The sequence below is a fragment of the Bacillus paralicheniformis genome (assembly GCF_001042485.2).
Lineage (GTDB): Bacteria > Bacillota > Bacilli > Bacillales > Bacillaceae > Bacillus > Bacillus paralicheniformis.
The window spans coordinates 48,643-75,502 of the sequence record NZ_LBMN02000006.1; the positions used below are offsets into that span (position 1 = coordinate 48,643).

Below are 26,860 nucleotides of genomic sequence, written 5' to 3' on the forward strand. Positions count from 1 at the left end.
AAAAGCAGGGCTTTACGGCAATCATTCTTACGATTTCTATGAGTCTTCCTTCTTTTCGCCCGCCTTTTTCGCCGCATAGAGTGAACCGGCCACGAGCGAGACGATATCAAGTCCTACAATAAAAAAGGTTTCCGTATAACCTTTTAAATATGAAGCGAACAACAGCGCTGCGGTCAGCGCAATCCCGACGTAATGGTTATAGGTCACCCTTGTAAAAAACAAGACAAGCAAGAAAGGAAATATCAGTGCAAAAACGGCTTTTGTAAACACAAAAACCCTCCTCACGTTTCTTGATCTTATTCGATTATATTAAAGAACAAAGAAACGGACAAACATGGACACTCATTCATTTTGTCCATTATCATGCCGCGTTATTCGGAATCAGACGTTAAAAGGCGAAAAAGAACGAGATTCCGGCTGCCAGGAGGTTCGGCATGGCGAAAACGGCGAGTGCGTTTGCCAGTTTGCCGTTCCACTCCCTGTGCTCCTTCGTTTCCGAATCGTGATTTCCCTTGAACCGGTCACCGCTGACAAATACGCCGGAACATAAAGCAGACAGCAGAATTGCGCCTAGTCCGGCGGATCCCGAAACTTTGAAAATCAACGTCCAATCCCCGGCCGCAGCCGAAATCAATACAGCTATCAAACAAACAAAAACACCGGCGAGAAAAGCCTTTTTCATCAATCATTCTCCTTCAATCGGTTCTATCCATCATCCTAGCGGAACGTTTTGTAAAAGACAACCAAAAAGATTCCCCAAAAGGAAAAGCAAAAGCGCCCGAAAAAGCGGCGCTTTATTAACATCAATTATTCTGTTTCTTGTGAGGCGGCTGCCTCAGCGTGCTTCATCGCCGCATCCTCTTCTTTTACAAAGATGATGCCAAGCTCATGATGCTCTCCTTCATATGAAGCTCTTTGTTCAAAACGAATTTCATTGTTTAAACCGACGACTTCAAGTTTGAAGAAAGCACGGTTCTTTTGAAGCGCTTCGTAGAAGTCCGCCGCATTTTTCACTGAAATCCCGTTAACCTTCGTGATGATTTCGCCGATCTTGAGACCGAGATCGGCTGCCGGCGTGTTCGGAATAATGCCGAGCACCACGAGCCCCTGGTCTCTCTTTGAAAAATGGAAAGGGGCGGAATTATCGTTCATCCGCTGTTTCCATGATAAAAAGGCCCTTCCTGCGATCGCCGCTCCGGCGGCAAGAGCGGCAAGCGGCGTCCACCATACGCTTCCGGCCGCGAGCAGCAGAATGATAATACCAAGCACGCTGATGCGCTTCGCTGTAATTTTAATGCTTTCAATCGGAAGCGATCCTTGAACTCTTTGGCCGAAGCCGATGAAATAAGGAATCCAGAGGAGCTCAAAGCCTCCGTTAAATGACAGAACGGGCCACCACGGAACCGATGATTCGATCGCATGTCCCGGAATGAGAATGAACAACGGCAAAAGCCAGGTTCTGCCCGCAATCTGCTGGCCGATCGGGAGCCCTCTTTTGCTCATAACGATCGCAGGGGAAGTTTTGATATGTGCCGTTTTGTAGACGAGCACTCCTTCCGCTACCAACAGAAGTCCGAGCAAGACGGCAGCAGCCGGCCAATTCGCGAGGGACAGCTGCGGAAGTAATGCGTCAAGCGCTCCGAAACCGGTGTATTCGATACATAAACCGGCGACGATGCTCACGCCAAGCGTATATGCCGCTGACAGCAGACTCTGTCTGAAAGTTAAAGCTGCGGCAACGCTGACCGCCGCTATTAAAACCAGCATACCCATCGGCAGATACAGCCCTAAGCCGAACGAAACAATGGACAGCACGAGTCCCGCCAAGAGTCCTTTAGAATATGTAAACTTAAACTCGTCATAAATATCTTCAATACGCGTATGAAACGTCTTTCTTTCACGTTTGATCCGGGCATAGCCGTAAGCAAGACTCATGATCATCATAAAATAGAAGAGCGGGTGCAGAAAAAACAATCCTGCTCCTTTTAAAAGTTCAATTAAGCTTTCTTCAACTGACAAGGGAACGTTCACCGCCTCAGCCAAGCATTTCAGGCCGCCTTAAATACGGCAGCTTTTTAACGTTGGATATTTTAGGGAAACCCAGCTTGTCTAAAGCGTCGGCACGAGGAAATGACGTGCGGCCGTTCAGGCGGGATGCCTGAGCCGTCAGCCGCAGAAACTTTCGTCATGATGCTTTAACGCCGGTGCTTTTTAAGCGCATTCGTGACGACAAATGCTGGCACCTTTAGGCAAGCTGGTGCATTTTATTATTATTCTAACAAATAATAAAATGCTTGGGTATGGTAAACGTGAGGTTTATTTCTCCTGGCTCATCCAAAGCGTCACATTCGACAAAGAAAAGTCTTTCAGGTAATGATTGACTTCGACATCTAGAATATCTCCTATCAGCTGCATTGACCGCTTGATATCGGTCAGATTGATGCCGAGCCGCTTGTGGTTGTCCATCAAGTAGTTGAAATAAAGTTCCGCGCAATCCTCATTGATATCCTCCACACTTTCGACCGAAGTGTAGTTTACGAGGTATCTGCTGAACAGCATAAGCAACCCTACTGCCTTTGTAGCGGAAAACGTAACGTCTTGTGATCGAACTTTTAACTGCTCCACTAATTCATAGTATTTTTTCTCTCTCACAATACTTGCCCTTTTCAATCGTGTACCCCCATTTATTATTTATATATAAGAAAAGCGCAAGCGTCAGACGACTCCACCAACAGAGACGAAGAACGCAAACCGCGCTAACATTCTCCGCAAAAAAAATGCACACATTATAATTCTTGAAAAAGCTTTGGTTCTATTTTAAAAAGTTTTCCTTAGTTATACAACTTGCAAAAGTTACATTTTTACTGCATCTTTACATCCTTATAAAGTCTCCCATACACTTATGTTATCGGGTCAATTCTATTCATTATGAATGTTTTTTTTATGAAAAAACAAAAATTTTAGGTAAAAAGATTGAGAATTTATTTTCTGAGAATAAAAAAAGTGAGGACATCCTGTGTCCTCACTTTTTGTTAAACAGCACTTTTAATGCGGTTTGCAGCTGAAGATCGTTCTTTTCTTTCATCTTTTTCTCTTCAATCCGCAGGTTCATTGTATTTGCCGTTTTTTGGTCAATGATGCCCGTTTGTTTCAGCTTGTTTTCAGCCTGAAACGCCATGACGGCTTTTTTTGTGCCTTTACTGTAATAGCCGTCTTCCCGGCCGGGGACAAACCCGAGTCCTTTCAGCAGGTGCTGTGCCCGCTTAATTTCATTGTTGTTCATATCCGGCTTGAGAGGCTCCTTCAGCTGTACAGGCCCCACCGAGAAATATGCAGGCTGGGCGACTGGAACGGTCGGCTGAATTCCCTGCTTATGGATCCAATTCCCTTTAGGCGTCAGCCATTTATACAGCGTCAGCTTAATATTGCTTCCGTCTCCCATCGGAACCGCTTGCTGGACGGTTCCCTTTCCAAAGGAAGGATCGCCCACCACGTCGTAACCCTCGGCTTCTTTTAATGCACCTGCAAGAATTTCCGACGCTGAAGCGCTGCCCTTGTCCGTAATCACGCTCACAGGATATGGTTTTTTCTCTTTTAATTTTGAAAAGTATTGTTTTTTATTTCCGTTTCTTTCGGCGATTTGTATATATGGATGATCTTTTGTCACAAAATGTTTTAAAATGTCTTCAACGCTTTGCAAGTATCCGCCCGGATTGCCTCTTACATCCAAAACGAGCCCTTTTATTCCCTTTTTCTCAAGCTTTTTCAGTTCAGCAGTAAAATCTTTTGCCGTATGTTCGGAAAAGGAAGATATTGCGATATAGCCGACAGGTTTGTCCTGTATTTTTTTAATGGAAGCAAATACCGTTTCCAGCGGAATTTCATCGCGCTTAATTGTAAATGTCAGCTGATCTTTCATGCCGGGCCGATGAACTTTCAGCGTAACCGTCGACCCCTTTTTGCCCCTGATCTTTAATACGGCGTCATTCAAATCCATTCCGGCCATGGAATCGCCGTCGATACTGATGATTTCATCGTTCGGCTTTAATCCGGCTTTCTCTGCCGGAGACTGTTTAAAAGGAGAAACGATAATGATTTTCCTGTCTTCCATTCCGATTTCTGCGCCGATTCCTTCAAAAGAGGAATCAAGGGAATCTGAAAACCGCTTTGCCGTCTGTTTATCCATATAAACCGAGTATGGGTCATTCAATGTTGAAAGCATGCCCTGTATGGCTCCTTCCAACAGCTTTTCCCTGTCGACCTGCTCTACATATTCATTTGAAATCAGGTCATACGCTTTCTCAATTTTCTCCAATTCGTTTCTGACGGCAGCCGCTGATGCTTTTGGAACGGCATCATGAAACGGAATCGGACCGGCGCCTGTTACCAAGCCGCATAACAGGCTGAGCGCAATGATGAGCCGTGCAATCTTCTGATTCATCCTATACCTCCTCTTCTGCCTGCACTATATTTTGTTGCTTGAAGTATTATGCGCAAAAACCGCCCGTATCATGTAATCGATTTTCCATTCACAGCAAAAAAACTGCCGGATTGCCGGCAGCTTTTGCTTATATAGTCTTCACACGCTTGATGATTTCTTCTGTCACTTCATCCGTCGTACTTGAACCGCCGATATCAGGCGTCAAGTAACCGCTTTTTAGAACGTCTTCGATCACGTCAAGCAATCTGGCACCGAGTTCTTCTTCTCCAAAATGATCAAGCATCATTTTAGCCGTCCAAATTTGGCCGATCGGGTTTGCAATTCCTTTGCCGATAATATCCGGGGCAGAGCCGTGCACAGGCTCAAACATGGACGGATATTTGCCGTTTACATTGATATTGGCGGCCGGTGCCACGCCTATACTCCCCATAATCGCCGCCCCGATATCGGTCAAAATATCACCGAATAAGTTGCTGGCAACAATGACGTCAAGCTTCTCCGGCTTCGTTACAAAAAAGGCCGACAGCGCGTCAATGTGCTGCGAATCAGCGGTAATGCCAGGGTAGTCTTTTGCCGTGTTCGCAAAGACTTCATCCCAAAAAGGCATTGAATATACGATTCCGTTCGATTTTGTTGCGCTTGTGACATGCTTTTTCCGTTTAGCCGCCAACTCAAATGCAAAGCGCATCGCCCTCTCCGCCCCTTTTCTTGAAAAAACGGCATTTTGGATGGCGATTTCATCTTCATCTCTGAAGATTCTGCCTCCGATCGAGCTGTATTCCCCTTCACTGTTTTCCCTGACGACAAGAAGATCGAAATCTTTTGGATTGGCCAGCGGAGACTTGATTCCTTGCAAATATTTCGCAGGTCTAACATTGATGACCTGTTCAAATTCGCGGCGGATTTTAATGAGCAGCCCCCATAGGGAAATATGGTCGGGGACAAGCTTGCTGTTTCCTACCGCTCCAAGGAAGATGCTGTCGAACTCTTTCAGCTGCTCCATACCGTCATCGGGCATCATTTCCCCGTGTTCCAAATAATACTCGCAGCTGTATGGAAACTCCGTAAACCGAAATGAGAGTCCTCCGTGAACATCAGAAACCGCTTTCAAAACTCGCTGTGCAGCAGGTACGACTTCTTTTCCTACTCCGTCACCGGGTATGCTGGCAATGTTGAATACTTTCATTAGATCATCCCCTATTCAAATAGTCGACTGTCGACAGGTGTCACTTTCATTCTATACCTTGTGTTATTTTCTGACAAGAACAAATTTTGAAGCATCTCGATTTGAATAACAAAAAGCCGATTCGGTCCATTTCCGGACGAATCGGCTTTCATTTTTAAAGCGGTATATAATTGGCCGGGTCAACAGCATTGGATTTCGCGTTGTTCCAAAGGCCTTTATGAATTTCAAAGTGAAGATGCTGCCCGTAGGATTGGCCTGTATTTCCCATCGTTCCGATCACTTGTCCCTGTTCAACACGCTGGCCTGTCTGCACTTTAATCGAAGACATGTGAGCGTAGACCGTCTGATATGTTTGCCCGTTGATATTATGGGTAATAAACACAACATTGCCGTAGCTGGACGAGTAATGGGCGTTATAGACCGTTCCGGCGGCTGCCGCATGAATCGGAACACCTGAACCGCGCTTGGCGATATCTACGCCGAAGTGATTCCCGAGCGAACGATTTCCGAACCCGGAAGTAAATGTGCCGGAAGCAGGACGGATAAAGCCTGAGCTGCTTGGTGCCGACGGTTTAGAAGAAGAGGCTTCCGATTGGCCGCTTGAAGCCCGGCGGCTCGCTTCAGCTTCCTGCTTTTTCCGATGCGCCTCTTCAGCTTTGATCGCTTCATCCTGACGCTTTAAAATTTCTGCTTCATTTTCGAGTGAACCAAGTTCTTCATGCGCATGATCTTTATCTTGCTTCACTTTTTTCATGACGTTTGCTTTCTCTTTTTGCTGCTTGTCGAGCGTCTTTTTTAAATCTTCCAGGTCTTTGAGCGCTTTTTCAAGGCTTTCAAGATCCTTGCTCAGCTTTGTCTCCTTTTCCTCAACAAGCTGAAGATCGCGCTTTTGCTCTTCCATCAGGTCTTTATCAGCTTCGACAATTGTCGAAACCGCACCCGCACGGCTGATGAAATCCCCAAAGCTTTTCGAGCCGAGAAGCACATCTATGTATTGAACGGAACCGCCGTTTTCCTGCATGGAGCGAACCCGGTCTTTCAATATTTTATTGCGTTTTTCAATCTTTTCTTTAAGCTTTTTGATTTGCTTTTTCAGCTCTTCAATGCTTTTCTTTGTTTGGTCGATTTCTTCGTTTTTCTTTTCCAGCTTTTCATTCGTGTTCGTCATCTGACGGTCGATTTTCTCGATCTCGCTTTTCAGGCCTGCTTCTTTTGATTCAAGCTTTGAAAGCTCCTGTTTCTTTTTCTCGAGTTTTGACTCGTTTTCAGATTTCTTGCTTTGAACGTCGCTCTTTTCTTTCTCCAAGTCTTCATAAGCTAAAGCATGGTTGCTTTTTAGGGGGATCAGCACTGCCGACGATCCGAGCACAGCGGTCAGCCCCAGCGTCATAAGCTTTCTTTTCAACCTTGGTTCCTCCTTGCCTTCAGAATCAAGGGAGCCCGGCGCTTTGCAGGCATCCCAGCTTTAAACATGATACAACCGGCGAGAGCGCCGGTTTAAACTTTTAAGAATTTGCGAATCGACATCAAGCTTCCCCATACACCGATAACGGCTCCGATCAGCACAAGGATCGCTGAAATTTGGAAGACGAACGGATTGTACGGCAAGAGCTGTATGAATGTGCCCTGAACTTTCGGAGCGATCCACTTAACGGCATGATGATACGTTCCGAGCAAAATAGCGATCGGAATGATAGAACCGCATACGCCTAAGAGCAGACCTTCAATGAAGAACGGCCAGCGAATGAACCAGTTTGTCGCGCCTACAAGTTTCATAATCTCGATTTCTTTGCGTCTTGCAAAAATCGTGATTTTGATCGTATTAGAGATTAAAAACATCGCCGTAAACAGCAGGCCGACAACCAATGCAATCCCGATTACTTTGGTGACACCGCTGATTTTAAACAGGCGGTCTACCTGCTCCTGCCCGTATGTCACCTTATAGACGTTGGTCAGCTTCTCAAGCTTCTTGGCAGCTTTCGGTGTGTCTTGAGGGTCTTTTGTTTTTACGACAAATGCATCGTTCAGCGGGTTTTCCTGCTCGAACATTGCAAAGAATTTCCCGTCTTCGCCAAAGCTGTCTTTCAGGTTTTTCAGCTCTTCATCTTTAGATGAATATTTGACACTGCTGATTTCCGGTATTTGTTTAATTTCTTTTTCCAATGTATTTTTTTGGTCCTGGTTGGCCGTCAAGTCAACAAGCACTTTGACTTCGACTTCCTGTTCGGCTTTTAATGTCATATTGTATACGTTCAGCATGATGACCATGAACACGCCGACCAAGATAAGTGTAACTGTTACAGCACTGATGGATGCGAAAGTCATCCACGCGTTTCTCCCGAGAGATTTTAAGCTCTCGCGCAAATGCCGTCCGAGAGTTCTAATCATAAGAACCATACTCCCCTCTAGCTTCATCACGCACAATGACCCCGTCTTCGATTGCGATGACCCGTTTCTTCATGGTGTTTACGATTTCTTTGTTATGAGTCGCCATAACGACTGTTGTTCCGCGGTTGTTGATCTCCTCGAGCGTCTTCATGATTTCCCAAGACGTCTCAGGGTCAAGGTTTCCCGTCGGCTCGTCAGCGATCACGACATCAGGGTCGTTGACGATTGACCGTGCAATTGAAACCCGTTGCTGTTCTCCCCCGGACAGCTGATCAGGGAATTGCCTTGCTTTGTGCTTCAGCTGGACAAGATCAAGCACTTCAAGCACTTTTTTTCTGATCACCTCTGGACGCTCCCCGATGACCTCTAAAGCAAATGCAACATTTTCAAACACCGTCAGCTTTGGCAGCAGTTTAAAGTCCTGGAATACAACGCCGATTTTCCTTCTGATAAAAGGAATCTCTTTTTCTTTGAGCTGCGCCAAATTTTTATTGTTTATGACAATCTTCCCTTTGGAAGGCTTTTCTTCGCGGTAAATCATTTTAATGAAGGTTGATTTTCCTGCTCCGCTCGGTCCTACAACATAAACAAATTCCCCGGGATATATAGAGATGCTTATTCCGTTCAGCGCCGAGACCCCGTTGGAATAAGTCTTATATACATCTTTTATTTCGATCATGTAATCACCTAATCTTCTATGTTTATACGGTCATACTCTTCGAAAGGACATGTCGTTTTGTGTCCTGCTAAATTCACGGTAAACGGTATTGATCCAAGCCCTTTTTCAACAACACCCATTATACGTCAAGATTAGACAAAATGATATTACAGTTTTGTTTCAATGCCGACATAAGTTATAGGAAAAACGCAAAATCAGACAAAAAATTTGTACTTTGGGCCTTTTCTGAGATAAAAGAACTTGTTTTTTTCGTTCTTTAATAGGTATAAAGGCCTTTTCAACAAAAAAAGAACCTTTTTCACCCGAATGTGAAGAAGGTTCTCTTCGCCTCCTGACCGGCAAGGCATTCTTATTTTTTCTCTGAAAGCCACTTCGCGACCGCTTCAGCTTCTTTTTCGTCTACAAGATTGCCAGGCATTCCGCCGCGGCCGTTGACTACAATGTCTTTAATTTCGCTTTCCTTATACTTGCCGCCAACTTCTTTCAAGCTCGGGGCGGAACCGCCGGACAAATCCTTACCATGGCAGCCTGTGCAGTTTTGCTGGTAAATCTCTTCCCCGTCCGTTGCAGTTGCTTGCCCGCCTGTGTTTTTCTCTTTGCTTTCATTGTTATTGCCCCCGCAGGCAGCCAGCACAAAAGAAACAGCCATAAACAGAGTAAACAGCTTCATTTTCATTTTTTTAAGTCAGCTCCTTTAACAAGTCAACCTTTATTATAACCTCGATTACGCGCGTTTAAAACCCTCGCCAAGCACCTCTGAAGCATCCATCGCAATGACAAATGCAGACTCATCAATGTGTTTCACGAGTTGTTTCAGCTTTGTGAACTCGGTCTGGCCGACCACGCACATCAAAATGGGCCGCTCATCATCTGTATAGCCTCCGACCGCTGATATTTTCGTAATCCCTCTGTCAATTTTATTCAGTACCGCATGTCGAACTTCCTCTTCCCGGTTGGTAATGATCATCGCCATTTTGGAACGGTTCAGCCCGACCTGGATAACATCGATGGTTTTGCTTGATATATAAACGCCAAGCATAGCATACAGTCCCTGTTCGATGTTAAAAACAAACATCGCCGACAGGACGATCGTTCCGTCGATCAGCGCCAAACATTTGCCTTGCGAAAGCCCGGTGTACTTATGAATGATTTGCGCAGCCAGCGCAGTCCCGCCTGTAGAACCCCTTCCGAGAAAGACCATCCCGATACCAACTCCGATGCCGACACCGCCGAAAATGGCGGCTAAGAGCGGATTCTCTGTCGCCGGAGCAATGTCCCGTGTCATATATACGATAAAGGGGAGAAAAACAGACCCGACAAGCGTTTTAATGCCGAATTTTCCTCCGAGTATGAGAATCCCGGCAATAAATAAAGGAATATTAAATGCCCATTGCACATAGGCAGCTTCAAAGCCGAATGATTGCAAAATGGTGCTGATGCCGCTGACTCCGCCGGCTGCAATCCGGTTGGGAAGCAGAAACATATTAAATGTCATAGCGACGACAGCTGATCCAAACAGGATATAGCCGTAGTCACGCAACACCGCAAACAATTGATGTCTCGTTTTATCCATATTCATATCTGTCATCCTCCGCACGATTCGTTACCAATCGAGAGTATAGCATTTAGCTTATTGTAAGTAAATAACAGCCAAATAACGTATTAATCGGATAAAGCGGCAGAGGGACAAAGCTTCTTACGGCTTAGGCTGAACATATCCAGGCGGATTTACCCGCAAAAAAAAGACACATCTCACAATATGGATGTGTCTTTCTCCAATTTAGGAAAGCTTTGAACGCAAATATGCGTCGATGAAAGAGTCAATGTCTCCGTCCATAACCGCCTGCACGTTCCCCATTTCCGTGTTCGTTCTATGATCCTTCACTAGGGAATACGGATGGAAAACGTATGAGCGGATCTGGCTTCCCCAGCCGATTTCTTTTTGTTCGCCGCGAATTTCGTCAAGCTGTGCCTGCTGCTCTTCGATTCTGCGCTGATACAGCTTCGACTTCAGCATTTTCATGGCACGTTCGCGGTTTTTAATTTGTGATCGCTCTGTCTGACAAGTGACGATGACGCCTGTCGGCAAGTGGGTGATCCTGACGGCGGAGTCTGTCGTATTGACGTGCTGGCCGCCGGCGCCGCTTGCCCTGTACGTATCGACTTTAATATCTTCCGTACGGATCTCAATGTCGATTTCTTCGTTGAATTCAGGCATGACATCACAAGACACAAACGACGTGTGCCTGCGCCCTGAAGAGTCAAACGGAGAAATTCTGACGAGCCTGTGCACGCCTTTTTCGGCTTTTAAATAACCGTAGGCATTGTGGCCTTTAATCAGGAGAGTGACAGACTTGATTCCCGCCTCATCTCCTGGAAGGTAATCAAGGGTTTCCACCTTGAATCCGCGGCGCTCTGCCCACCTGGTGTACATTCTGAGAAGCATTGAACCCCAATCCTGTGATTCGGTGCCGCCGGCTCCCGGGTGAAGCTCAAGGATCGCATTGTTTTTATCATAAGGCTCGCTTAACAATAGCTGGAGCTCAAATTCATTAAACTGCTTTGTTAAGCTTTTCAGCTCGTTGACCAGTTCATTTTGCAGGTCCTGGTCAGGATCTTCTTTTAAAAGATCATGTGTCATTTGCAGTTCTTCATGAGACTCGCTTAAACTTTTGTACGTGTTGACATAGTCTTTTAACGCATTCGCTTCATTAATGATCGTCTGCGCTTTCTGCTGATCTCCCCAAAAGTCGGGGTCAGCCATCTGCTCGTCTAATTCGCTGATTCTTGCTTCCTTTGTTTCGAGGTCAAAGAGACCCCCTGAAGTCCGCTAACCGAGTAGCCATATTTTCAAGTTCCTGTCTGATTTCTGCCAATTCCATTATTCTTTCACCTCATCATATATTTCAGCCGATTCAAAATAAAAAGAGGCTAGCACCTCTTTTTATTCTGTTCTTCCGCAGCAGTTTTTATATTTTTTTCCGCTTCCGCAGTAGCAAGGATCATTGCGTCCGATATCCACCGCTTTGCGGACCGGTTTTTTCTTCGCTTGTTTTTCCTCATCGCCTTCTTTCGGCTGATGGGCTGTCGTCTGTCCTTGAATGACCTCTTCGCGCTCAAGGTTGTTTTCGATTTCAGCCTTCATGACGAATTTGGCTACATCATCTTCAATCGCCGCGATCATGTTTTCAAACATTGCAAAGCCTTCCATCTGATACTCGCGGAGCGGGTTTGTCTGAGCATAAGCGCGCAGATGAATTCCTTGCCGCAGTTGATCCATCGCATCGATGTGATCCATCCATTTCGTATCCACTTCGCGGAGAACGATGACTTTCTCAAATTCGCGCATTTGTTCAGAGCCGTACCGCTCTTCTTTCTCATCGTATTTCGTTTTGATGCGGTCGTAAATGAGCTCTGTAATCTCCTCGGGCTCTTTTCCGAAAATGTCGCTTTTCTCCACTCCACCTTCATCAAGGAAATTCGCATTTACAAGCTCCACAAGGCCGTCAAGATTCCACTCTTCAGGCAGATCTTCCTTCGGCGTATATGAAGCAACAGCCCGCTCGAGTGAAGCTTTAATCATATTTTCGACGATGGAGCGGAGGTTATCGGAATCGATGACCTCAAAGCGCTGTTTATAGATGACTTCGCGCTGCTGGCGGAGCACGTCATCGTATTGCAGAAGCTGCTTACGGGCATCAAAGTTGTTGCCTTCCACACGCTTCTGTGAAGATTCGACCGCTCTTGAAACCATCTTGCTCTGTATCGGCGTCGAATCGTCCATTCCGAAGCGGTCAAGCATCGCCATCGTCCGCTCTGCGCCGAAGCGTTTCATTAATTCATCTTCCATGGACAGATAAAATTGGGTGATACCAGGGTCCCCCTGACGGCCTGAACGTCCGCGCAGCTGGTTGTCAATCCGCCGTGATTCATGGCGTTCCGTACCGATGACGGCCAGTCCGCCAAGCTCTTTTACACCTTCGCCAAGCTTGATGTCCGTTCCGCGGCCCGCCATGTTGGTCGCGATGGTGACCGCGCCTTTTTGCCCGGCATCTTCGATAATCTGAGCTTCCCGCTCATGGTTTTTCGCGTTCAACACTTGATGCGGGATTCCTTTATTTTTAAGGAGCCTTGATATCAATTCAGATGTTTCAACCGCAACCGTACCGACAAGTACCGGCTGTCCGACCATATAGCGCTGGGCGACATCCTCTGCAACAGCTTTAAATTTTCCTTCCATGGTCCGGTAAATTAAATCCGGTCGGTCATCGCGGGCAATCGGCTTGTTGGTCGGAATCGTAACAACCTGCATGTTGTAGATGTTGCGGAATTCTTCTTCTTCCGTTTTTGCGGTACCCGTCATTCCGGCCAATTTTTCATACATTCGGAAATAGTTCTGGAAGGTGATCGTCGCGAGCGTCATGCTCTCATTTTGGATCTCAAGGCCTTCCTTCGCTTCAATGGCCTGGTGAAGTCCGTCGCTGTAGCGGCGGCCTTTCATCAAACGGCCTGTAAAAGAGTCGACGATAACGACCTGACCGTCTTCGACGACGTAGTCGACGTCTTTATGCATCGCCGCATGGGCTTTCAGCGCCTGGGCAATATGATGGTTTAAGGCGACATGGCGGACGTCAAACAAGTTTTCGATGCCAAATGCCTTTTCAGCTTTTGTCATCCCCTCTTCAGTCAGCTGAACGCCTTTTGTTTTCACATCGTATGTGTAGTCCTGATCCGCTTTTAGCGTGCGGACAAACGCATTGGCCTGAACATAAAGCTTGGTGGATTTGGCCGCTTGTCCAGAAATGATGAGCGGCGTTCTTGCTTCATCGATCAAAATGGAGTCGACTTCATCGATGACCGCAAAATGAAGCGGGCGCTGAACCATCTGCTCTTTATAAAGCACCATGTTGTCGCGCAAATAGTCAAAGCCAAGCTCATTATTCGTAGAATACGTAATATCTGCTGCATAGGCTTCACGCTTCTCGTCTTTTGACAGGCTGTTCAGGTTTAGGCCGACCGTCAGCCCGAGAAACTCAAAGATTTTCCCCATCTCTTCAGCGTCGCGGCTCGCCAGGTATTCGTTGACCGTCACGACGTGAACGCCTTTCCCTGACAGAGCGTTCAAGTAAACGGGCATTGTGGAAGTCAGCGTTTTACCTTCCCCCGTTTTCATTTCGGCGATATTCCCTTCATGAAGGGCGACGCCCCCCATCAGCTGAACCTTAAACGGAAACATGCCTGTCACGCGCCGGGAAGCTTCCCTGACAACGGCAAACGCTTCAACCAAAAGATCGTCAACCGTTTCGCCTTTTTCAAGGCGCTCTTTGAACTCGATCGTCTTTTGCTTCAAAGCTTCGTCTGAAAGCTTCTCTATATCTGCCTTGAGCGCATCAATCTCGTTCGCTTTCTTTTCATAACGGCTGAGCGTGCGTTTTGTCGGATCAAACACTTTATTTAAAATTCCAAGCATAGAATAACGCTCCTCTTTAATTTCCTTGTTTAAGCATGAGTAAACAGTAATTTTTATATATGCAATATCATATCATACCTTTTGTCATTTCCAAACAATTTACCGCGGGGGAACGGAAAAAATCCCCTCTGCGGAAGATCCGGGAGGGGACTCGATATATTTATTCGTTCGGCTCGATCAAACCGTATTTTCCATCGTTTCTTCGGTAGACCACATTGGTCAGATTGGTTTCGGCGTTCGTGAATACAAAGAAGCTGTGTCCAAGCATATTCATTTGTAAAATCGCTTCTTCATTATCCATCGGCTTTAAATTAAAGCGCTTTTGACGGACAACCTGCGGCTGTTCATCCTCAATGTCTTCCTGCACGGCCGTTCCGATGCCGTTTCCTTCTGCAAAAACATGCTTCGAAGAACCTTTTTCGCGGAATTTCCGGTTAACTTTTGTTTTATGCTTGCGTATTTGACGTTCCAGTTTGTTCGTTGCGAGATCGATTGCATTGTACATATCTTCGTGGTGAACTTCCGCACGGAGAGAGAGGTCTGTCATTGGAATTGTCACTTCCACCTTTGATTCCTGATCATTGTAGAATTTTAAGTTGACGTGAACAATCGCATCAACGTTATTTTCAAAATAACGCTCAAGCTTTCCAATCTTCTTCTCGACGTGTTCTCTTAACGCTGGTGTTACCTCAATATTTTCTCCTCTGACGTTGAACTCCATCAAAAGAACGCCTCCTTTATATTAAGGATATGTAAATATATTTCGTCTTTTCCCTGCTGAATTCCTGCATAAACGTAAAAATTATGTGAAAAATCCGTGAATTTTGACGAAGTTTGTCTCCTGCCATCTGAGCCCCTTTATTAAATCTTAAATATATTCACATGCGGATAAAATAAGAACAAAAAATAACGGCATACACCTGCAGAATCCTGACAGATGTATGCCATTAATGGATGACATAAGGTTTCATGCATTGGTGGATCGTTTTCATCCATTCCCGATAAAGCGGTAAAAAGTGATGGATCAAGTCATGCTGAAATTCAGCAGACGGATAATTGTAGTAGATCAAGCTGTCAAACTCACGGAAGACTCTGTCAAAAAAACGAATCGAAGATTTGGCACAGCTTGTCTCCAAAATCGACAGCAAAACAGCGTGCGACGAATCCAACTGAAAAAAAGCATAGATTAAATCGTTAAAAATCCGCTCTCCTTCTGTCTTCGCCAAATCTTGATTCGCTTCTATTAAATAGCAAAACCCCTCTTCAATCGTAAACAAAAGCTGATAATAAGTCGTTAAGAGCATGTAATCGTCGGTGCTTGTCAAAGCGATCACCTATTTGCGCTTGTCATAATATGTGCCGTCAATCGTCATGTTGGCGTACGGATTGATATAGGAATGATGCATGGCACGCTTCTGCTTCGCCTGAAGCAGCTCCTGCTTGACAGCCTGCTGCAGCCTTTTCAGTTCGGCCATGATCAATGGCTCCATATCCGTCACCTGCTGCAGCTGCCGCTTTTCCGTCTCAGAAAGAGGCGGCTTGATCTCGCGGATCAAGCCATCGCGTTTTTTAAGAAAATCTTCAATTGCCTGAACCAGCTCGTCGCTTTCCGGGGCGCCTTTTATTTGAGCGAGCATATGTTTTGTTTCGCTGTAGAGCAGCTCAATCTTTTCCATTATGCCAGTCCGCCCGATCCGAACCGGCCCTGCCGTTCAATTTGAAGCGCCTGCTTCCAGGCATCGCGTAAATCTTTGACATACCCTTCGACTTCCGCCACGATATCTTTGTCATTGTTAATGTTTGCTTCAATCAGGCGGCGGTGGATATACTCGTACATCGCCCCCATCGAAGCGGCCAATTCGACTTTCCGATCAAGGGTGATATTGAGCTCCTGTATAATGTTTTGAGCTTTGACAAGGTTCGTATTTTTCGTTTCCATATCCTCTTGTTCAATCGCCTGTTTCGCCAGCTTCATAAATTTAAGGCAGCCGTCAAATAGCATAAGCGTCAATTCTCCAGGAGTCGCCATGTTGATTGAATTTTGCTGATAAGCTGCATACGGATTGTTTAAAGCCATTGTTGATCCTCCAAATTACAATTATTGTCCAAGCAATTGCGCCAAGTATGTCGATTGTTCATTCATTTTTTGAATCGCTTTTTCCATCGCCGTGAACTTTGTATAATAGCGATTTTCGATTTGTGTCAGGCGGTTATTCATGGACGAAATATCAGATTCAACTGTATTCAAGTTTTTCCCGATTGTAAATTGATTGTTTGCCATTGCTGAATTTCCGGCTTTATCTTCAATCTGCTTCTTCGTATCGGTCAAAACCGTCTGAAGGCGTCTCATGATGCCTTTTTCATTGTAATTTTCCGTGCTGCTCGTTCCCGCCATAAAGAGGTTTGCCACACTGTCAGGGTCTTCTTTAATTTTCGCTTTCAGCTTTTCTTCGTTGATCTCTAAATGACCGCGCTGACTGTATACGCTTGATGTCGTAATTCCAAACTGAGTGAGCTGCAGCGATTCGCCGTTCACAGAGACATTCGAATAAAAATCTGTCCTCATTTGATTGGTGGCGCCGCTTAAAATCGTGTCGCCCCTTAACAATCCGCTTTTCGCTTTTTCTTCCCACAGCTCAATTTGCTTTTCCGTCATATCTTTTTTCTGTTCTTCTGTCAGCGGCGTATAGTCGCGGTATTTCTTTTCCGTGAGCTTGCCGTTGACCATATCGATCAGTTCGTTGTACTGTGTGACAAAGTCTTTAATCTTTTCATAAATCCCGTCAACATCAGTCGCTACATCAAGCGAAACGGGGCTGTTTGTCGTATTCTTCAACTGATATGTCACATTATTAACGGTAAAGTTGTTCGTTGTCTTCTCAATCTGCAATCCGTTGATGACAACTTCGGCGTTTTGGCCGGCTTGGCTGGCTGTCAGCTTGTTGTCGGCATCAAGCGCAAATCCGAGCTGATTGGACATAAAGCTCGCCGTCGCATCATCAGCTGCCTGTATGCTGCCCCCTGCGCCGGTTGCTTTTGATGTGAAAGCGATCGTTTCTACATATTCAGAACCGTTATAAATCTTTTCTTTCATAGCGGTTACGCCCAAATTTGATTTGTTGACTTTGGAAACGATGTCATCCAGCGTATCCGTGCTGCTGACGCTGATTTCAACTTTTTTCGCAGTCGTTTCTCCAGGTGCTGTCACTTGGAAAGTTAGCGTTTGATCGCTCCCGGTATACCCTGAAAGGCTGGAAGATTTATAGGTGGCCGCAGTCGCCAGCTTGTTGACTTGGATCGTGCCTGACGCCGCATTCGTGGTGCCTGTTGCCGTAACCGCCGACTCGTCAGAGCTTGTCACCTTTTTCGCGCCGTACGTGCTGGGACGGAGCATAAGGTTGATGGATTCCTGCAAATCTTTAATTTTCGTATTGATTTCACGATAGCTGTCGCGCTGCCATTCCAAAGTCTGTTTCTTTTGAGTAAGCTTATCAAGCGGGACGCGCTCCGTCTTCATTAATTTGCTGACAATGTCGTCTATATCCATACCTGAAGCTAATCCTGATATTCTGATCGCCATTTCTTTAACACTCCTGTTCTATGTAGTTTTATCGACAATTAATCCCATAAATTCCGCCATCGCCGCATAAAAATCGAGCCACTCCTTTGGCGGAATCTCGCGGACGACTTCCTCTGTCCGATTGTCCACGACCTTCACATAATACTCTCCCAATTTTTCGTGAAGCACAAACTGTAGGTGCACCTGCGACGGCTCCAAAAGGTTGTTTGCGCCTTGTATGGTTTTTTCAAGCTGAGCAAATGTAAATTCTGCAGCGTCCGTCTGCTGCGGGCGTTCCACAGCTTCATACTGTTTATTCAACATCTGTGTTTTGTAAGCATCAATAATGGGTTCTAAAGATGACAATCTATTGATCGACAATTTTCACCATCCCCTATGCTATGATCTAAAACTTATATCGGCTAAGGGCGAATGAGATTAAATATCTTTATGGAAAAAAATTATGAGAAAAGACAAAGTGGTTTAATTAAAAAAAAGAATCCCTGCAAAGGATTCTTGGATAAATGTAAAAAAGACCTTGGCAAAGGCCAAGATCTTTTTAAAATTAACGAAGCAACTGAAGAACGTTTTGCGGCTGTTGGTTCGCTTGAGCAAGCATAGCTTGAGAAGCTTGAGAAAGAATGTTGTTCTTTGTGAACTCGCTCATTTCTTTAGCCATGTCAACGTCGCGGATACGAGACTCAGCAGCTGTCAAGTTTTCAGAAGAAGCACCAAGGTTGTTGATTGTGTGCTCTAGACGGTTTTGTACCGCACCAAGTTTAGCACGTTGTGCAGATACTTGGCTGATCGCATTGTCAACGATTTTCAATTGGTCATTGAAACCAACATCTGGTTCAGTAGCTGCGTTATCAGCAAACTTTGTTACATTAATGTCACTTACTGAATGGCCAGCTGCGATTGTTCCGTCATCTTCTTTGATTCCAAGAGCGCCAGCACTCATATTTTCAATATTTACAGAAATTTGTTGTTTTGCGTTAGCTCCAATTTGGAAAATTAGAGATTTATTATCTGCCGCTGGGGCTGCTGGATCTGCTGGATCTGCTGGATCTGCTGGATCTGCTGGTGCTTTGAAAGTACCATCCAACAATTTTTTACCGTTGAATTCCGTACGTTCTGAGATGCCGTCAATTTCGTCTTTTAATGCTTTGATCTCGTCTTGGATAGCTGTTAAATCCTCAGTTTGTTGTGTTCCAGTGTTTCCAGCTTGAACAACTAGTTCACGAACACGTTGAAGGATTGAGTGAGTCTCAGTCAATGCACCTTCAGCTGTTTGGATAAGAGAGATGCCGTCTTGAGCGTTCTTAGAAGCCATTTCAAGACCGCGGATTTGTCCTCTCATTTTTTCAGAGATTGCAAGACCTGCTGCGTCATCTCCGGCACGGTTGATGCGAAGACCAGAAGAAAGCTTCTCCATGTTCTTTTGGCTTGCGCCGTTGTTTGCTGACAGACGGTTCAGCGTGTTAAGCGCTGCAATGTTGTGGTTGATTCTCATTGTGTATTTCCTCCTTGAAATGTGTTTGATTGCACGTCCATGTGCATGTTTGAAGCATTCAGGCTGTCCTTCCTGCTACATATTTTATATCGGAGGTGCCTTGAAATTGTTTATAGCAAAAATAAAAAAATCCTCACTTTTTTTGTGAGGATAATTTCGCAAGCAAATCGTTTGAGATGGAAGCGGCCCGACTGTTTTCTTCCTGGATCGCCAAATAGATTTCCTTGCGGTGAATTTCGATATGCTTCGGCGCGTCGATGCCGATTTTCACCTGATCTCCGTCAACGGATATGATTTTCACTTCGATATCGTCTCCGATTTGAATCGCTTCATTGAGCTTGCGGGATAAGACTAGCATGCTTCCCCTCCTATCGGCTGCTTTGTCAGATAAGAAGAGTCATGCAAAATCACTTGCTTGGCAAGCATCTTTCTGCGGTTCACCACTATCGGCGCCATCAAATTGGCCGTTGATTTCTCGAATGGCTCTTCGATCGTTAAAATCGCCATTACTTCAACGTCTTCGGCAGATTCGATTTCAAGAAGTTCAACCGTCGTTTCATCAAGATCAAAGCCATAATCTTTGAAAAAGACGAACGGACTGGCGACAATGAATGCCAGCTCTTCCGACTGCACCGACTGAAGGACGACGAACGGCGAATCCTCGGAAAGCGGCAGGATGACGAACTTCTTCTCCCCTGTAAATCCAGGCAGGCCGTTTTTAAACACGATTGTCTGTTCTTCTTGAATTTGCGTTTCTCCGTGATACTTTGTTTTAATGATCATCATTCACGATCCTTTGCTGAATTACTTTTGTTTTGGGTATTCCACATCTATTTTTACCTCCGGATATTGGAGCATGTCAACCTTCACACTGCCCGGCGTATAGTTAACAACCGGTTTATTCGGCGTTGCTTCGATGATAGGCTTGCGCGGCGTCGCTTCAATGATCACTTTAGCCGGTTCGTATGCGATTTTCACCCTGTCAAATGACGGCGTAAAATGAACGCCGATTTGAATCGGTTCAGGCTCGCTGTTCCGCCTCGCCTGGTCTGCAAGCGGATTGCCTTCGATTTCGATCCGCATCATTTCGTCTCCTTCTTCAGCGGTCCGTGCCATTCCGGCGAGCCAATCCTGATAGCCCTGCTGCGCCCCTTCTTCAATCCTTTTAAATATATGCTTTCTTTCTAACTCTTCCCAAGCTTTTGTCTGGTCAATCGTGAGCTTTGAAGGGGTGGTTGTAATCTTCAGTTCGGCCGGCGGCTGCTCGATTTTCAAGTCAGCGCGCGGCTGTTCCATTTTCAAATCTGGCGGCGTCGTTGTTAAACCGATGCGGCCGGGGATATTTTGCATGATCAGCCTAGGCATCTCCATTATGATATCCTCCTTTTGCTGAAAAAAAGCAACTCGGATAGAGTTGCTTTTATCTTAAAAAGTCAACCAGTGTCGGCTGAACGATTTTCGCATTTACGGCAAGTGCAGCTCTGTGAACCGATTGCTGTGTAATAAATTCAGTAATGATCTCCTCAAGCTCAACATCTTCGTTGTCTGACAATACCTTTGTCGCCGTCTCTTCCTGTTCGCTCAGCCGCGCATTGATCAATTCGAGCCGGTTGTAGCGCGCTCCGATATCAGACCGCTCATTGCTCATCTGATTGGAGAACTGGTCAATGTCTGAAAGGGCGTTTTCCATTCCTTCCATTGTTCCCGCTTTTAAGGCATTTTCGAGAGACTCAATCATTTCAAAGACGTTTTGTCCGCTGCTTGATTGTCCGCCGAAAGCCGAAATCGGATTTGAGTTTACATTTAAGGTTGCGTTTGGCGAAACATTGATGAGAACGTCAGAGCTGCTTGTATAGTTTTCAAAATTGTATGTGTAAGTACCATCGGCGTTTTTTGTGATCGGAGCGACGTCAGAGTTCGTTCCGTTAAAAAGGTAGCGGCCGTTGACCTGCGTATTGGCGATCTGAATCAGCTGGTCTTTCAGTTGGCCGATTTCGACCCCGATCGCATTTAATTCATCCTTGCCGTTTGTACTGTTTTGAGCCTTAACGGTCAGCTCCCTGATTTTCGCCATGATATCAATGCCTTCTGTAATGTTCGTTTCCGTGTTTTCAAGCCATGTAAAAGCTTGGGAGGCATTGCTTTGATATTGTTTAACCTGGGACAGCTGTGTATTGTACTTCAGGCTTTTCATCGCGACGACGGGATCGTCGGATGCCTTTGTGATCTTTTTTCCCGAAGAAATCTGGGATTGAAGCTTATCCAGTTTTCCATAGCTTGAATTGATGTAGCGCAAAGAATTTTTTGCAATCATCCCTTGGGTTACCCGCATGAATCTCTACCTACCTTCCCACGACACCCATGCCGTTAATAATCTTATCGAGGACTTCGTCCTGCAGCGTAATCATTCTCGCAGCCGCGTTATAAGCATGCTGGAATTGGATCATGTTCGACATTTCTTCGTCTAATGATACGGCGCTAACAGACTGTCTGTTCAATTCAGCAGTGTTTACAAGCGTTTCTGTATTTTTGGCCAGCCTGTTTGTTTCCTGAGCTTTTACGCCCATTTCACCGATGATGCCTGCGTAATAATCTAAAACGGTCGTCGTTTTGTCACCGATTTGAATTTTCTTGGTGAAGACATTAGCGAGATTTGTCGCGTTGGCGTTGTCGCTCGCTTCACCATTCAGCGATGCGGCGACTTTATCGCCTTTTGAATTCATGATCTCATCGGCTACTTTGATTTTGCCGGCGGCTCCCTTTGCAGGCTCAGCCTCTCCTCCGGTAAATTCAAAGAAAATGCCTCCCGGTTCTCCCGATGAAGTAAACCCGCTTTGATGGACTGCATTAAACTCTTTCGCAAAAGCAAGCGCCATCGTATCCAGATCTGCGAGCATTTCGGGATACAAACCTTTTTCTTCACCGTTTGACATATATCCGTAAGATTCGATTAAACCGAGCAGGGACCCTTTGCTAGTAAACGAATCGATGCCGATGTCCGTCCCGCCGAGGGAAACGCCCGTCACAAGGCCTGTATCGTTGTCGTAATTCACTTTGACAGTTTCAGTCGTGAAGTTTGGCCCGTCAAGAACCTTGCCCAGAGACTGGCCGTTTACGTCAAGGACTTCTATTGACACAATGCCTTCAGCGGTTGCGAGTGGATTGCCGCCGGTTTTCGCATAGCTGACTTTGATATTAACCATTGAAGACAGTTCATCAAGGAGCTGATCACGCTTATCGTACAAATCGTTCGGGAGATAGCCGTTCGGCTCGACTTTGGCGATTTGCTCGTTCAAGCTGTTCAGCTGGGACAAAAGCGAGTTAATCGTCATCACATTTTGATCAATCTGGTCGCCTAAATTTGATTGAACGGTTGTCAGCGATTCATACAGGGTTTTAAATGTCTCAGCGACCGCCTGCCCTTTTTGTGCAACAACAGAAGCAGCGCTCGGTTCGTGGGCGTTGTTCGTCAATTCCTGAATGGAATTCCAGAATGAATTCAGAACTTTGTTTAGTCCGGTGTCGTTCAGTTCATTCATAATCCCTTCCATTTGGTTAAAAGCGTCCACTTTTGCATTGTAATAGCCGGCCTTTGTATTCTGCGTCCTGTATTGATAGTCCAGAAAGCTGTCCCTAACCCTTTCAACCGAACCGATTTCAACGCCTGTACCCATCTGGCCTGCAAGTCCGACAGAGTCTCTTGATACGGACGGATAAGGGGTTGATGCTTTAAATGTAACACGCTGTCTTGAATACCCTTCGGTATTGGCGTTGGATATATTGTTTGCTGTCACGCTCAGAGCTGATTGCTGCGCGGACAAGCCTCTTTTTGCGATTTCCAGCCCTAAAAAAGTTGGATTTGTCATCTTTTTCACTCCGTTCTAAGCTTTTGAATCGAATAAAGAAAGCCGTTTTGTCCCGCCTGTCTGGTTTGGCTGCTGCTCTTTTCCGTAATTCGAACCGCCTTCATTCGGAAGGAGCATATCAAATGTAAGCGAGATAAATTGAAGCGACTGAAAAGTCAGCTGCTTGTTCAAATCGTTCACATCCTTCAAACGGGTGACGAGCTGTGAGAGCTTGGCATACAGCTGTTCCAGCACCTTTTTCTCGCCGCCCGCAGCTTTGCTGATACATGCGCTGATCGTCGCGTCCGAGCTGCCGATACAGCTTTTAGTTGCTTCAATGCGGGACTGCTCCGTTTGTTCAATGGCCTGCACATACTTTTGTTCTTTCGTCACGATTTCTGAAAGTGCCTTTATTTCGTTCGTCTTCAGCGCCTCCGTTTTTTGTTCCGACAGAGACAGCAGATGTTCATGCAGCACGCATAAGCGCTCCAGCTCTTCAATCACCCGTTTCACTGAACTGACTTCCTCCTTTTATTGCTGTTTATAAAAATTGACCATTTTTTCAGCTATGCCTTTGCCGTCAACTTTGTACGTTCCATTCTCCACGGCTGCTTTCAGCTGGGCAATTTTCTCCTGACGCTCCTTCATTAAATCAGGGCCTTTTTGCAGCTCCTTTGCTTTCGCAGAAATCTCAACTTTGTCTTCCGGCTGGGCTGCTCCCTGTGAAGAAGCTGTTTGTTTTTCAAATGATTTATGATAAGGATTAACAGGTTGTGTTCCATATTGGTTGATCTTCATGGGATTCCTCTCACTTTCCGCCATAGTTATCTATGATCATACTCATTTTATCGTCTGAGCTTCAAGTTAGTTTAGGGAATCAGTCATTTTTGGGCATAAAGGTATAGTACGTGCCTTTAGAACTATTATTTCTCTCTCTTTCAAGCTGCTCCAGCTGGTCTAATTGACTCATTTGCGATGCCAAATCCTGCTCGCATGACATGCAATAACGTCCTTCCCGAATAAGCGTGCCGCACCTTTCGCACGGATAGCCGAGATTCGGGAAATTAGAGATTTGAATGCGTTTCTGTCTAATAAACTTCAATATTAACTCTTCTTCGACACCTGTTTTTTCTACGATCTGAAACATCGTGGACTGCCGGTTTTCCTGTTTTTTCAGAAATTTATAAACAATTTCATACGCGCGCTCTTCTTCTTTCAAGCATGAAGCGCAAACGGTTTGAAAACTGCTTTTCATAAACAATGCGTTACATCTTGGACAATTCGCCAATTGACTCATAAACTTTGACCCCTATCCTTAAATTCTATTTTTTATATCGGCAGGGAAGAAAAATGATTTAGCTTCTAATTAATGTATATGATGATACAGATTTTGCTTCTCCGGATGTCATCAGGCAATCAGCGGCATGATGAAGGGTCGCTCCTGTCGTATACAAGTCGTCAATCAATATGACATCCAGATTCTTTACTGACCCCTTTTCGGTTCTAAAAACGGTTTTTGGCTTAATTCGCTCTTTCCTGCTTTTTTTGGATTGTTTTTCATTTTCGATTCTGATCAAGGGATGAATAACGGGTATTTGTAATAAGGAAGCAAGACGCTCCGCCTGATTAAATCCCCTCTCCGCTTTACGTTCTTCACTGAGAGGTATCGGAACTAAAACAGACGGGCTGCGGCGGAAGTATTGTTGAAAAGCGCTGATAAATGAAGGGGCAAAAGCGAAGACCAGTTCAGCATCACCTCTGAACTTAAAACGGGCAAGGACTTCTTTCATGAAAGTATTGTAGAGATAAACAGAGCGGTTTTGCCTCAAAAGAGAGCGGGTTAACGGATTGGCCTCCCATTTTGCGCAGTCACCGCACAGCTCTTCGCTCCCCTGTGGCCGTCCGCACTTAGGGCATACGGTTCCTTTGATCTCGATAAAGTTCTCTTTACATTCCCTGCATATTTTCTCTTCTGATCGTAAAAAGAAAAAAGAATGCCATGAGAGAGAATGTAAAAGAGGCGCTGCACAAATTAAACAATTCAGTTTATTCCCTCCCTCTTCGATTGCTTGCGCAAAGCGGGTTTTCATTCACCTTTCTGGCAGCTTCAGCCAAGGTGACAAGCATTGATGTATTCTTTTGTTTGTCAACGAGCTCTGCTTTTATGTAAGCCAGCTTCGACTGATCTGTTACATATTGCGGTTTTACTGCATTTAAAGCCAAGGCGAGCACATCCTCCCTGCACCTGCTGCACGTACAGCTCATGTGCAGCTGATCGATATACTGATCAAACAACTCTTCCAAAACAGCTTCTTTGGCGTTGACTAGCATCCGGCACCGCTCCTCATTTTATATTCATAGGTATACTTTACCATGAATATCAGACTAGTCAATCAACATTTCCTTTTTAGACATTTTATTCATGTTTTGAATATGACGTCGTGCCGCATTCATCGACTTTGTCCTGCCGTAATGAAAGAAACAGACGTCTCCATCTGTGTGCTCGGGATGCCTGCCGGCTCTTCCCGCCATTTGGACGAGGGCGCTTTCGGTAAAAACCGCCGACTCTGCCCCCAATACTCCAACCTGCGCTTTTTTGACGGTCACTCCTCTTTCCAAAATCGTTGTTGTCACGAGCACCTCAAGCTTACTTTCCCTAAACCGGTTCACTTTTTCATTTCTGTCAGGGTCATCGGCATAAACTCCTTCAGCGCGAAATGTTTCCTTTTTCAGCACACTGACCACAGATTTAAGAACAGGGACAGAGGGAACGAATAAAAAAACCGGTTGCTGCAGTTCTTGGTGCTTAAAAAGCCATTTTTTGAGGCGAAAAGGAACTTTTCTTCGTTTCAAACTCTTTACCAAATCAATGTAGGTTCAGGCAAGGGGCTGCGGTGGAATCTCGCGGGAATACGGACGGTGTCCAGCTTTCCGCTCTCAGCCCTTTTTTTCATATCTGCTGAAGGCGTGGCAGTTAAATAGATGTGAGCGCTTTGCCGTTTTGCCGATTTTTTAACAGCGTATTGCAGCGTGTTATCAATAGAATACGGAAAAGCATCCACCTCATCTATGATGATCACGTCAAATGCTTCTTTATAGCGGAGCAGCTGGTGGGTAGTTGAAATGATAAGCGGCGAGAGATTCCCAACGTCTGAGCTTCCTCCGTACAAAGCGGCAATTTCCACCCCTGGAAAGGCTTGGCGAAACCGCGGAGCAAGCTCGAGTACGACATCGGTTCTCGGAGTAGCGATACATACTGTCAAGCCGTTGTTCAGCGCGAATTCGATCCCTTGAAAGAGAAGTTCTGTTTTCCCCGACCCGCAAACCGCCCAGACCAACAGTTCTTCTTTTCTTCGTATAGCATTGATAATGGATTTGGCCGCTTTCTCCTGACCTGCTGAAAGCGCGCCTTTCCACTCCGTATGAACAGGCGCCCATTTATGGCTGACATGCATGTGCCAAGTCAACAGAGGCGTACAATCGCTCACCCTGCCCATCATGACGCAGGATCGGCAGTACACGCAGCATTTACTGCACCGATAGCAAGGATACCGGGCGAAAAATGAGCGTTCGTGCTGGCCGCACCTCAAACAAATAAAGCCTTTCTTCGTTTTTTTAATACCTTCCTCCGTTTTTATCAAGCCTTCTTGGATATGCCAATCAACGACGGATTCACGAAAAGGAAGTTCGCTTTTCAGAAGGTGGCGCTGCTCCAAACATGACCGCAATTCACGGGTATAGAATGCCGGTTGTTCGATGTGAATCACCTCCAATCTGCC

General features: G+C 45.6%; 30 protein-coding genes and 1 pseudogene. All 31 read right to left on the bottom strand.

Going from position 1 to position 26,860, the window contains the following annotated elements:
* Positions 1–36 precede the first annotated feature (36 nt).
* The 31 genes and pseudogenes from ACH97_RS06475 to ACH97_RS06625 all read right to left on the bottom strand — a co-directional run bounded on the left by ACH97_RS06475 (position 37) and on the right by ACH97_RS06625 (position 26,848).
* On the bottom strand, positions 37–270 hold the full coding sequence (locus ACH97_RS06475) for a CsbA family protein (RefSeq protein WP_020453089.1): 234 nt from the start codon (positions 268–270) through the stop codon (positions 37–39).
* A 118-nt stretch (positions 271–388) separates the two neighbouring features.
* The gene (locus ACH97_RS06480; protein WP_020453090.1) at positions 389–682 is read right to left on the bottom strand and encodes a DUF5316 domain-containing protein; all 294 of its coding nucleotides are present in this window, start codon (positions 680–682) and stop codon (positions 389–391) included.
* A gap of 125 nt (positions 683–807) precedes the next feature.
* The gene (locus tag ACH97_RS06485) at positions 808–2,043 is read right to left on the bottom strand and encodes a PDZ domain-containing protein (protein WP_080131513.1); all 1,236 of its coding nucleotides are present in this window, start codon (positions 2,041–2,043) and stop codon (positions 808–810) included.
* Positions 2,044–2,316: 273 nt separating this feature from the next.
* Positions 2,317–2,670 (bottom strand): swarming motility protein SwrAA, encoded by a 354-nt coding sequence (gene swrA, locus ACH97_RS06490; protein ID WP_003185659.1) that lies wholly within the window; start codon positions 2,668–2,670, stop codon positions 2,317–2,319.
* 352 nt (positions 2,671–3,022) lie between these two features.
* Positions 3,023–4,441 (bottom strand): carboxy-terminal processing protease CtpB, encoded by a 1,419-nt coding sequence (gene ctpB / locus ACH97_RS06495; RefSeq protein WP_020453092.1) that lies wholly within the window; start codon positions 4,439–4,441, stop codon positions 3,023–3,025.
* A 127-nt stretch (positions 4,442–4,568) separates the two neighbouring features.
* Entirely contained in the window at positions 4,569–5,627 is a 1,059-nt protein-coding gene (locus ACH97_RS06500; protein ID WP_020453093.1) for a tartrate dehydrogenase, read from the bottom strand.
* A gap of 154 nt (positions 5,628–5,781) precedes the next feature.
* Positions 5,782–7,032 carry a murein hydrolase activator EnvC family protein gene (locus ACH97_RS06505; protein ID WP_020453094.1) on the bottom strand — a complete coding sequence of 417 codons (1,251 nt, stop codon included), beginning with the start codon at positions 7,030–7,032 and terminating at the stop codon, positions 5,782–5,784.
* Positions 7,033–7,124: 92 nt separating this feature from the next.
* Positions 7,125–8,015 carry a permease-like cell division protein FtsX gene (gene ftsX, locus ACH97_RS06510; RefSeq protein WP_020453095.1) on the bottom strand — a complete coding sequence of 297 codons (891 nt, stop codon included), beginning with the start codon at positions 8,013–8,015 and terminating at the stop codon, positions 7,125–7,127.
* A complete protein-coding gene (gene ftsE / locus ACH97_RS06515; protein WP_003185670.1) occupies positions 8,008–8,694 on the bottom strand; it encodes a cell division ATP-binding protein FtsE in 687 nt (228 codons plus the stop codon). Before ftsE ends, ftsX begins: the two co-directional genes overlap by 8 nt.
* Positions 8,695–9,043: 349 nt before the next feature.
* Positions 9,044–9,370: a cytochrome c551 gene (gene cccB, locus ACH97_RS06520; RefSeq protein WP_020453096.1), complete on the bottom strand. Its 327-nt coding sequence runs from the start codon at positions 9,368–9,370 to the stop codon at positions 9,044–9,046.
* Between the two features lie 48 nt (positions 9,371–9,418).
* On the bottom strand, positions 9,419–10,273 hold the full coding sequence (locus ACH97_RS06525) for a YitT family protein (RefSeq protein WP_020453097.1): 855 nt from the start codon (positions 10,271–10,273) through the stop codon (positions 9,419–9,421).
* 201 nt (positions 10,274–10,474) lie between these two features.
* A protein-coding gene (gene prfB / locus ACH97_RS06530; protein ID WP_097366454.1) for a peptide chain release factor 2 occupies positions 10,475–11,576 on the bottom strand; the annotation gives its coding sequence in 2 pieces (ribosomal slippage) (positions 10,475–11,503 and positions 11,505–11,576; 1,101 coding nt in all).
* 62 nt (positions 11,577–11,638) lie between these two features.
* Complete coding sequence (gene secA / locus ACH97_RS06535; RefSeq protein ID WP_003185681.1) at positions 11,639–14,164, bottom strand: preprotein translocase subunit SecA; 2,526 nt, start codon at positions 14,162–14,164, stop codon at positions 11,639–11,641.
* Positions 14,165–14,324: 160 nt separating this feature from the next.
* Positions 14,325–14,885 (bottom strand): ribosome hibernation-promoting factor, HPF/YfiA family, encoded by a 561-nt coding sequence (gene hpf / locus ACH97_RS06540; RefSeq protein WP_009329664.1) that lies wholly within the window; start codon positions 14,883–14,885, stop codon positions 14,325–14,327.
* A gap of 226 nt (positions 14,886–15,111) precedes the next feature.
* On the bottom strand, positions 15,112–15,489 hold the full coding sequence (locus ACH97_RS06545; protein ID WP_003185684.1) for a DUF8042 domain-containing protein: 378 nt from the start codon (positions 15,487–15,489) through the stop codon (positions 15,112–15,114).
* A gap of 9 nt (positions 15,490–15,498) precedes the next feature.
* Positions 15,499–15,840: a flagella biosynthesis regulatory protein FliT gene (gene fliT, locus ACH97_RS06550; protein ID WP_003185686.1), complete on the bottom strand. Its 342-nt coding sequence runs from the start codon at positions 15,838–15,840 to the stop codon at positions 15,499–15,501.
* A complete protein-coding gene (gene fliS / locus ACH97_RS06555) occupies positions 15,840–16,241 on the bottom strand; it encodes a flagellar export chaperone FliS (protein WP_003185688.1) in 402 nt (133 codons plus the stop codon). Before fliS ends, fliT begins: the two co-directional genes overlap by 1 nt.
* Positions 16,242–16,262: 21 nt before the next feature.
* Positions 16,263–17,744: a flagellar hook-associated protein 2 gene (locus ACH97_RS06560; RefSeq protein WP_009329667.1), complete on the bottom strand. Its 1,482-nt coding sequence runs from the start codon at positions 17,742–17,744 to the stop codon at positions 16,263–16,265.
* 18 nt (positions 17,745–17,762) lie between these two features.
* Positions 17,763–18,104: a flagellar protein FlaG gene (gene flaG / locus ACH97_RS06565; protein WP_011198350.1), complete on the bottom strand. Its 342-nt coding sequence runs from the start codon at positions 18,102–18,104 to the stop codon at positions 17,763–17,765.
* A gap of 184 nt (positions 18,105–18,288) precedes the next feature.
* On the bottom strand, positions 18,289–19,236 hold the full coding sequence (gene hag / locus ACH97_RS06570) for a flagellin Hag (protein ID WP_057957824.1): 948 nt from the start codon (positions 19,234–19,236) through the stop codon (positions 18,289–18,291).
* Between the two features lie 133 nt (positions 19,237–19,369).
* Entirely contained in the window at positions 19,370–19,594 is a 225-nt protein-coding gene (gene csrA / locus ACH97_RS06575) for a carbon storage regulator CsrA (RefSeq protein ID WP_003185697.1), read from the bottom strand.
* Entirely contained in the window at positions 19,588–20,019 is a 432-nt protein-coding gene (gene fliW / locus ACH97_RS06580) for a flagellar assembly protein FliW (RefSeq protein ID WP_025807162.1), read from the bottom strand. The genes csrA and fliW overlap by 7 nt, the downstream gene beginning before the upstream one ends.
* 21 nt (positions 20,020–20,040) lie before the next feature.
* Entirely contained in the window at positions 20,041–20,607 is a 567-nt protein-coding gene (locus ACH97_RS06585; protein WP_048350279.1) for a DUF6470 family protein, read from the bottom strand.
* A gap of 49 nt (positions 20,608–20,656) precedes the next feature.
* Positions 20,657–21,568 (bottom strand): flagellar hook-associated protein FlgL, encoded by a 912-nt coding sequence (gene flgL, locus ACH97_RS06590; protein WP_003185705.1) that lies wholly within the window; start codon positions 21,566–21,568, stop codon positions 20,657–20,659.
* Positions 21,569–21,578: 10 nt separating this feature from the next.
* Positions 21,579–23,102, bottom strand: coding sequence for a flagellar hook-associated protein FlgK (gene flgK, locus ACH97_RS06595; RefSeq protein ID WP_057957825.1), 1,524 nt, complete (start codon positions 23,100–23,102; stop codon positions 21,579–21,581).
* A gap of 15 nt (positions 23,103–23,117) precedes the next feature.
* The gene (locus ACH97_RS06600; RefSeq protein ID WP_048350277.1) at positions 23,118–23,594 is read right to left on the bottom strand and encodes a flagellar protein FlgN; all 477 of its coding nucleotides are present in this window, start codon (positions 23,592–23,594) and stop codon (positions 23,118–23,120) included.
* A gap of 18 nt (positions 23,595–23,612) precedes the next feature.
* Positions 23,613–23,879 (bottom strand): flagellar biosynthesis anti-sigma factor FlgM, encoded by a 267-nt coding sequence (gene flgM / locus ACH97_RS06605; protein ID WP_003185713.1) that lies wholly within the window; start codon positions 23,877–23,879, stop codon positions 23,613–23,615.
* Positions 23,880–23,958: 79 nt separating this feature from the next.
* Positions 23,959–24,378 carry a TIGR03826 family flagellar region protein gene (locus tag ACH97_RS06610; protein WP_048350276.1) on the bottom strand — a complete coding sequence of 140 codons (420 nt, stop codon included), beginning with the start codon at positions 24,376–24,378 and terminating at the stop codon, positions 23,959–23,961.
* A 58-nt stretch (positions 24,379–24,436) separates the two neighbouring features.
* The gene (locus ACH97_RS06615) at positions 24,437–25,171 is read right to left on the bottom strand and encodes an amidophosphoribosyltransferase (RefSeq protein WP_011198352.1); all 735 of its coding nucleotides are present in this window, start codon (positions 25,169–25,171) and stop codon (positions 24,437–24,439) included.
* Positions 25,128–25,412, bottom strand: a complete 285-nt coding sequence (gene comFB / locus ACH97_RS06620; protein WP_003185718.1) for a late competence protein ComFB — start codon at positions 25,410–25,412, stop codon at positions 25,128–25,130. Before comFB ends, ACH97_RS06615 begins: the two co-directional genes overlap by 44 nt.
* Before the next feature lie 54 nt (positions 25,413–25,466).
* Positions 25,467–26,848, bottom strand: a pseudogene (locus tag ACH97_RS06625) (ATP-dependent helicase ComFA).
* Positions 26,849–26,860: the final 12 nt, after the last annotated feature.

Coding starts and splice junctions, on each gene's coding strand:
- ACH97_RS06480 (WP_020453090.1), bottom strand. CDS start 682: ATGAAAAAGGCTTTTCTCGCCGGTGTTTTTGTTTGTTTGATAGCTGTA.
- ctpB (WP_020453092.1), bottom strand. CDS start 4,441: ATGAATCAGAAGATTGCACGGCTCATCATTGCGCTCAGCCTGTTATGC.
- ACH97_RS06500 (WP_020453093.1), bottom strand. CDS start 5,627: ATGAAAGTATTCAACATTGCCAGCATACCCGGTGACGGAGTAGGAAAA.
- ftsX (WP_020453095.1), bottom strand. CDS start 8,015: ATGATTAGAACTCTCGGACGGCATTTGCGCGAGAGCTTAAAATCTCTC.
- ftsE (WP_003185670.1), bottom strand. CDS start 8,694: ATGATCGAAATAAAAGATGTATATAAGACTTATTCCAACGGGGTCTCG.
- cccB (WP_020453096.1), bottom strand. CDS start 9,370: ATGAAAATGAAGCTGTTTACTCTGTTTATGGCTGTTTCTTTTGTGCTG.
- ACH97_RS06525 (WP_020453097.1), bottom strand. CDS start 10,273: ATGAATATGGATAAAACGAGACATCAATTGTTTGCGGTGTTGCGTGAC.
- secA (WP_003185681.1), bottom strand. CDS start 14,164: ATGCTTGGAATTTTAAATAAAGTGTTTGATCCGACAAAACGCACGCTC.
- hpf (WP_009329664.1), bottom strand. CDS start 14,885: ATGGAGTTCAACGTCAGAGGAGAAAATATTGAGGTAACACCAGCGTTA.
- fliT (WP_003185686.1), bottom strand. CDS start 15,840: ATGGAAAAGATTGAGCTGCTCTACAGCGAAACAAAACATATGCTCGCT.
- fliS (WP_003185688.1), bottom strand. CDS start 16,241: ATGGCTTTAAACAATCCGTATGCAGCTTATCAGCAAAATTCAATCAAC.
- ACH97_RS06560 (WP_009329667.1), bottom strand. CDS start 17,744: ATGGCGATCAGAATATCAGGATTAGCTTCAGGTATGGATATAGACGAC.
- hag (WP_057957824.1), bottom strand. CDS start 19,236: ATGAGAATCAACCACAACATTGCAGCGCTTAACACGCTGAACCGTCTG.
- csrA (WP_003185697.1), bottom strand. CDS start 19,594: ATGCTAGTCTTATCCCGCAAGCTCAATGAAGCGATTCAAATCGGAGAC.
- fliW (WP_025807162.1), bottom strand. CDS start 20,019: ATGATCATTAAAACAAAGTATCACGGAGAAACGCAAATTCAAGAAGAA.
- ACH97_RS06585 (WP_048350279.1), bottom strand. CDS start 20,607: ATGGAGATGCCTAGGCTGATCATGCAAAATATCCCCGGCCGCATCGGT.
- flgL (WP_003185705.1), bottom strand. CDS start 21,568: ATGCGGGTAACCCAAGGGATGATTGCAAAAAATTCTTTGCGCTACATC.
- flgK (WP_057957825.1), bottom strand. CDS start 23,102: ATGACAAATCCAACTTTTTTAGGGCTGGAAATCGCAAAAAGAGGCTTG.
- flgM (WP_003185713.1), bottom strand. CDS start 23,879: ATGAAGATCAACCAATATGGAACACAACCTGTTAATCCTTATCATAAA.
- ACH97_RS06610 (WP_048350276.1), bottom strand. CDS start 24,378: ATGAGTCAATTGGCGAATTGTCCAAGATGTAACGCATTGTTTATGAAA.
- ACH97_RS06615 (WP_011198352.1), bottom strand. CDS start 25,171: ATGAAAACCCGCTTTGCGCAAGCAATCGAAGAGGGAGGGAATAAACTG.
- comFB (WP_003185718.1), bottom strand. CDS start 25,412: ATGCTAGTCAACGCCAAAGAAGCTGTTTTGGAAGAGTTGTTTGATCAG.